Below are 1,117 nucleotides of genomic sequence, written 5' to 3' on the forward strand. Positions count from 1 at the left end.
ATCACGCTCCTTTTATTTTTGTGTTGGGGGGTCTGGTGTGGGGGTGCGGGGGGGGGGGGGCCCCCCCCCCGAGGCTGTCGTGAGGTATCTCGGTGTTGTAATCGGCCAGCCACCGCTCCGCCTGTTCGCGTACTTCTCCGAGGTTGCGGAAGACGTGCATATCCAGCACGCCGCGTCGGAAGCTGCCATTGAAGCGTTCGATGAAGCCTTTCTGCATCGGCCGTCCTGGCTCGATAAAATCCAGCGCGATGTTCTTGCGCTCCGCCGATTCCGCCAACGCCAGGGCGATGAACTCGGGGCCGTTGTCCAGGCGAAGCTTTGCGGGATAGCCGCGCCACGCTGCAATTCGTTCCAAAGTGCGGATGACCCGCGTAGCCGGTAAATACAAATCAACTTCGATGGCCAAAGCCTCGCGGCTGAAATCGTCGATCACGTTGAATGTCCGGAACCTTCGCCCATCCCAAAGCGCGTCGGACATGAAGTCGATCGACCAGCTGCCGTTGATCTGCTCGCCGGCCACCAATGGCATCGGGTGCCGGTTCGTAAGACGCTTCTTCCCTCGTCGACGCTGATTGAGCTTCATAAGGCAGTACACACGCCAGACACGCTTGTGATTCCATACCAAACCGCGACGACGAATCAGTTGAAACAGCTTGCCGAAGCCGCGCTCCGGAAAACGCTCAGAGAGCTCGGCCAATAGCGCGATCACCTCTTCGTCCCGATCCGGTCGATAACGGTAGCGCGCCGTCGACCGGGGCATTCCAATCGCCGCACAGGCCCGGCGTTCGCTCCAGCCGTGGCGCTTCTGCAACCAGGCCAAGAGCGGGCGCTTATGCGCCGGGTCTACAGCTTTTTGCAATCAGATCCTTCAACGCAAGATTCTCCATCGTCAGTTCGGCGTACATCCGCTTCAGCTTTGCGTGCTCAGCTTCAACGTCCCGCAACCGCTGCACGTCCGAAGCTTCCATGCCGCCGTACTTGGACTTCCAGCGACGTTCCCCCGATTTTGAGTAGCGCGGCGATTTGGAGTTCAATCCCCAACGAGACGGAGATTGGACATGAAGAAGCGCTTTTCCGAAGAGCAGATCATTGGCTTCCTGCGTGAGGCAGAGGCCGG

The 1,117-nt window shown here is 59.5% G+C and carries 1 pseudogene; it reads right to left on the reverse strand.

The window, feature by feature from the left end:
- Position 1 precedes the first annotated feature (1 nt).
- Positions 2 to 989: pseudogene (locus QMX78_RS21440) on the reverse strand (IS3 family transposase); the annotation flags it as partial.
- Positions 990 to 1,117 lie beyond the last annotated feature (128 nt).

The sequence above is a fragment of the Stenotrophomonas sp. PS02298 genome (genome assembly GCF_029959445.1).
Classification (GTDB): Bacteria; Pseudomonadota; Gammaproteobacteria; order Xanthomonadales; family Xanthomonadaceae; genus Stenotrophomonas.